Source organism: Cellulomonas sp. IC4_254, assembly GCF_011603975.1.
Lineage (GTDB): Bacteria > Actinomycetota > Actinomycetes > Actinomycetales > Cellulomonadaceae > Cellulomonas.
On the sequence record NZ_JAANNB010000262.1, the window covers coordinates 1 to 4224 of the forward strand.

Consider the following 4224-nt stretch of genomic DNA (forward strand, 5'->3'; position numbering starts at 1 on the left):
GGCCCCCGGGCGCCCCGCCGTCCGGGTCGTCACGATCGTGTACCACCCCGGCCCCGAGCTCACGGACTTCACCCGCTCGCTCGCGACGGCCACGACCGCCCCGGTCGAGCTGGTGCTGGTGGACAACGGCACCGAGCCCGGCGAGGCCGACCGGGTCGCGGACGAGGCGGGCGGGCGCGTGGTCCGCACGGGCGAGAACCTCGGCTACGGCGGCGGCGCGAACGCCGGCGCGCGGGGGGCGACCCAGCCGTTCCTCGTGGTGGCGAACCCGGACGTCGTCTGGGAGCCCGGCTCCCTCGACACGCTGCTCGACGCGGCGCAGCGGCACCCCGAGGCGGGCGCCCTCGGCCCGGCGCTGCTCAACGAGGACGGCACGGTCTACCCGTCGGCGCGCGAGCTGCCCTCGCTGACCCAGGGCGCCGGGCACGCGGTGCTGGGCAGGGTGTGGCCGGGCAACCCGTGGACCCGCGCCTACCAGCGCCGCCAGGAGACGGTCGGCGACGAGCGGGTCGCGGGCTGGCTGTCCGGCGCGTGCCTGCTGCTGCGCCGGGACGCGTTCGAGGCCGTCGGCGGGTTCGACGACGACTACTTCATGTTCTTCGAGGACGTGGACCTGGGCGAGCGGCTGGCGCTGTCCGGCCGGCCGAACCTGTACGTGCCCACCGCGCGCGTGACGCACGTCGGCGGGGTGTCGTGGAAGGCCAAGCCGGCCGCGATGATCTCGGCGCACCACCGGTCCGCCGAGCGCTACCTGCACCGGCGGTACCACCGGTGGTACCAGTGGCCGGTGCGCGCCGCCGTGTCGCTCGGGCTGCGGGCCCGCGAGGTCGTGGAGCTGCGCGCGGCGCGCTGAGCCCGCGGCGCGTCAGTCGAGACCGACCCGCGTCCCCTCGCGCACCTGCGCCAGGGTGACCGCCTCCGCGTCGGTGACCGGCTGGAGCACCGAGTACAGCGGCCCGCTCGCGTGCGCCACCACCGCGGTCAGCGCCCAGGACAGCGCGACGCCGTCGTCGTCCGGCGCCACCACCTCGACGCCCACGACGCCGGTCCCGAGGTCCTTCACGGCGTAGGGCAGCGTCGAGCCGACCGGCACCTCGACGTCCCGCTCGGCCAGCACGCCCGCGGCGCCGTACGCGCGCAGCGTGACCGTGACCGTGGGGCCCTGCGGCGCGGCGTCGGCCTCCGGGTCCGGTCGCTGGCCCTCGGTGGGCTCGGGGCTCGGCGTGCCGGACGGGGTGGGCGCGGGCTCGGCGGAGCCGTCCTCGTCGCCGGTGGGCACCGCGGACAGGGTCAGCGTCCCGACGGTGCCGGACGGGACCGCCACCAGGCCGCTGCCGGGGGTGGCGGCCGCGGTCCAGGCGCGCTCGAGCCGCGGCCCCTCGTCCAGCTCGCCGGCCTTGCCCTCGCGCGCGGTCATCGCGCCGGCGACGACGGCCTCGGTGGACTCGACGACGGCGGTGTAGCTGCCGGCGGCGAGCCCGCCGAGCGACACGTCGGTCACCTCCCCGGCGGGGAGGTCGAGCTCCTGGGCGCCGGGCAGCGCCACGTCGCCGTCGGGGCCGAGCAGCCGGACGGAGGCGGTCGCGTCCGCGTCGCCCGGCACCAGCAGGCGCAGCGCGCCGGCGTCCGGGGCGTCCACCTCGGTGGCCGCGACGGAGATGCCCGGCACCACCTGGGTCGTCGCCGGGGCCGCGCCCGCCGCGACCAGGTCCGTGCCGCGGGGCGTGAAGCCGTCGAGCAGCGAGTCCTGCAGGTAGGCCGAGACCTGGCCGCCGGCGGCCGTCACGCGGACCGCGATCCGGCGCTGCTCTGCGGCGACGCCCGGCAGGGACAGCACCCGCTGCGCGCCCGGCGCCACGAGGAACGTGCCGCCGTTCGCCAGGTCGACCGGGCCGGAGGGGCCCCACACCTCGACGGTGACGTCCGCGGGCGTGGCGCCCGGGTTGACCACGACCAGGTCGGCGGTGCTCTCCAGCTCGGTGCTGCCGCCGACGAGCCACACGTCCGCCGACGGGCGCGCGCAGGACGCGGCGGACAGGCCGCGCAGGTCGCCGTCGGTGACGACCGACGACGTGGCGCCCGCGACCCGGGCGGGGTCGTCCCCCGCCGGCTCGGCGCGCAGGACCGTGGCGGCGGCCGGCGAGGTCACGGTGCCCGCGCCGTCCGCCAGGGCGACCGGGTCGGCGCCGAGCACCGTCAGCGAGGCGGTCGCGGAGGCCACGGTGTCGAAGGCCGTCACGCGCTCGACGGGCGCGACCGGCACCCGGTCGAACGCGGAGTCCCCGGACAGCGCGTCGTCGGGGAGCTGCAGCGGCCCCGGGCACACGAGCGTGGTGGCGGTCGGCGCGACGTCGACGGTCGCGGCCGGCACGGGGCCCGCCTCGCTCGGCGGTGCGGCGAGCGCCAGCGCGACCACGCCGCCCGTGAGGGCCAGCACGAGCGCCCCGGAGAGCAGGCGCGCCACGCGCCCGGTCCGGCGGCGCGGCGCGGGGGTCGGGTCCGTCATGTCATCGCCTCCCAGCCCGACGGCGGCGGACCGGCAGCGCGAGCAGCAGGGCCAGCAGCCCCACCGCACCCTGCGCGACCGTCCACGCCGTCCGGTCGGGCGCGCCGTGGGTGACGACCAGCCGGCCGCCCTCCGCCCCGACCTCGAACGTCTGCCGCCAGCCGTCGGTCACCGCGCGCAGCGGCCGGCCGTCGAGGGTGGCGCGCCAGCCGGCGTCCGCGCGCTCCGCGAGCACGAGCAGCCGCCCGGCCGCGCCCGGCTCGATCTCGGTGTCCACCCGGGCGACGACGCCGGGCACCGCCGGCACCGCGACCGCGTCGGCCGACGCCAGGCCCGCGGCGTCCTGCGTGGCGCGGGCGTCGGGGACCAGGCGCGCCCAGGCGGTCACGACGGCCGGGACCGCGTCGGCGTCGGCCGCGTCCGCCGCGGACCCCGCCTGCTCGCCGACCGCGCCGCCCGAGGGCTGCACGCGCCAGATGACCCCGGAGTCGCCCTCCGTGATGCGCTCCAGCCCGGGCGTCGCGTCCAGCCGGCCGATCAGCGCGGTGCGGGCCTGCTCCAGCGTGAGGTCGTCGGCGGTGTCCGGCAGCGGCGGGACGAGCACGTCCGCGACCGCCAGCGCCGCGAGGTCCGCGGCGACGTCCGTGCTCGACCCGACGGCGAGGGTCCCGACGACGGCCTCGACCTCGGTGCCGGCGGCGTCCGGCTCGCCCGCGGCCGCGTCGCCCAGGTCGCCCGTGAGGTCCGCCGTGCGCGTGGCGGCGGCGGACTCGAGCACCTGCGGGCCGTCGCCGCGCAGCAGCTGCCAGTCGACCGCGCCCGTCGCCGCGGCGGGCACGCCGCTCGCCGAGCCGGCCGCGGACGGGGTCAGCGCCAGCACGCGCGGCGCGTCCTCCGACTGCTGCGTCTGCCGGCCGATCGCGGGCACCACCGCGCGGTCCATCGTCGTGAGGTCCGCGGCGGCGCCGTCGCGCGCCTGCCACGCCCAGCCGACCCAGGCGACCAGGGGCAGCAGGACGACCACGGCGGTGACGACGGCGGCGGTCAGCTGGCGCCAGCCGAACGACGCCCGGTCGAGCCAGGCGCGCGTGCCCCGGGTGCCGAGCACCGCGGCGGCCAGCAGCCCGGCCATGGCGAACGACACGCCGGTCCCGGCCCAGCCGACGACGACCGCGCCGTCGTCCGCGCCGACGGCCACCCGGCCGGCGACCAGGGCGACCGCCAGGCCGACGGCCGCGACGAACCAGCCCAGCCGCACCGCCCGGGCGACCGGCGCGCCGCGGAGCAGGGCGATGAGCGCGAGCAGCACCACGGCGCCGCCCGTCGCGACCGGCCACCAGGTGGCGACGCCCTCGGGCACCCAGCCGGGCAGCCACGACGGCACCAGCGCGGCCCCGTCCACCGGCACCCCGAGCAGCGTCGCGACCGGGGACGCGGGGTCGGAGGCCAGCGGCGCGCCCGGGTCCGCGAGCAGCAGGCGCACGCCGGCCAGGCCACGCGACGCCGCCTCGGCGAGCAGCGGGCCGAGCAGCACGAGCGCGGGCACCGCGGCCAGGACCAGCCGCAGCCGGCGACCGCGCGGGGCGCAGGCGGCGACGACCAGCAGGACCAGGACGCCCGGCAGCAGCAGCGCGGGCGCGCCGGCCGCCACGACGGCGAAGGCGAGGGACGCGGCGGCGGCCGACACCGACGAGCGCGCCGACGAGCGCGCGGGCACC

General features: G+C 79.8%; 2 protein-coding genes and 1 pseudogene. 1 reads left to right on the forward strand and 2 read right to left on the reverse strand.

Annotation, left to right across the window (positions count from 1 at the left end; translation table 11 throughout):
* On the forward strand, nt 1-853 hold an 853-nt coding region (locus G6556_RS17470; protein WP_205693687.1), incomplete at its 5' end, for a glycosyltransferase family 2 protein.
* Nucleotides 854-865: 12 nt separating this feature from the next.
* Here G6556_RS17470 and G6556_RS17475 read toward each other — a convergent pair.
* Together G6556_RS17475 and G6556_RS17480 are read right to left on the reverse strand one after the other, a co-directional pair.
* Entirely contained in the window at nt 866-2506 is a 1641-nt protein-coding gene (locus G6556_RS17475; RefSeq protein ID WP_166944227.1) for a DUF5719 family protein, read from the reverse strand.
* A gap of 1 nt (nt 2507) precedes the next feature.
* Nucleotides 2508-4224: pseudogene (locus G6556_RS17480) on the reverse strand (glycosyltransferase family 2 protein); the annotation flags it as partial.

What these genes read in the sequence shown, in the direction of transcription:
- G6556_RS17475 (WP_166944227.1), bottom strand. Translation starts at nt 2,506, where the DNA reads ATGACGGACCCGACCCCCGCGCCGCGCCGCCGGACCGGGCGCGTGGCG.